Source organism: Acinetobacter uliginosus, from assembly GCF_044130295.1.
Lineage (GTDB): Bacteria > Pseudomonadota > Gammaproteobacteria > Pseudomonadales > Moraxellaceae > Acinetobacter.
In genome coordinates this window covers 1-935 of sequence record NZ_JBIQOC010000176.1, presented here as the reverse complement: position 1 = coordinate 935, position 935 = coordinate 1, and the positions used below count along the sequence as shown (strand labels likewise).

Annotated in this window: 1 protein-coding gene; it reads right to left on the bottom strand. The window is 49.4% G+C overall.

Going from position 1 to position 935, the window contains the following annotated elements; all coding sequences use genetic code 11:
* Window positions 1-6: 6 nt before the first annotated feature.
* Window positions 7-935 (bottom strand): IS66 family transposase (gene tnpC / locus ACE01T_RS17550; RefSeq protein WP_395519781.1); only part of this gene is annotated, 929 nt, incomplete at its 5' end.

Genomic DNA, 935 nt, shown 5'->3' with positions numbered 1-935 from the left:
TATTTTTTAATTTGAGTTGGATTTCCAGCGATGTGGCAGTAATTCTTCTATTTGGGTCGCTTTATGCGTCGGCAGCCTTTTCAGCACATCACTTAAATAGGCATACGGATCCAGCCCATTCAGCTTTGCTGACTGGATTAAAGTCATGATATTGGCCGCTCGTTGACCACTGCGCAGCGAGCCAGCAAACAGCCAGTTCTTTCGTCCCAAGGCCCAGGGGCGCATTGAGTTCTCTGCCCAGTTATTGTCAATGGGTAGATTGCCATCATCCAGATAGCGGCTTAAGGCTGGCCAACGCTTCAGACTGTAATTGATGGCCTTGGCGGTTGGAGAACTCGATGGCACCGTCAGATAATGTTGGTTGAGCCATTCATACAGTTGTTGCATCACCGGTTGGCTGTGCTGTTGCCGGTATTCGCGGCGGTGTTCTGCTGTACTATCGGTCTTTTTCCTGAGTTCTGCTTCTATCGCATACAGTTTCTGAATCATCAGTAATGCCTGTTCAGCGATCTGACTTTTCCCAGTCACATGCAGTTCATGGAATTTACGACGTGCATGCGCCATGCAGCCCACCTCAATGACCTGGCCTGATTTAAAGCGTGCTTTATAACCACTGTAATCATCACAGACCAGATGGCCCTGCCAGCCATTCAGGAACGCTTCAGCATGCTGACCTGAACGGCTATCCTGAAAGTCATAGATCACCGCTTGAACTGGATTGTACTGTGTAGTGGCATAGGCCCAGACATAACCTTTCTTCTGTTTTTTCTCATCATCACCCATCCGCATGATGGTGACCGGCGTTTCATCGGCATGGATCACCCGCTGTTGCAGCACCACCTGTTTTAAGGCATTGGCCAGAGGTTCCAGTTCCACACCGCAGCGACCAATCCAGTCAGATAAAGTAGATCTGGACAGATCAACACCTGCGCGTA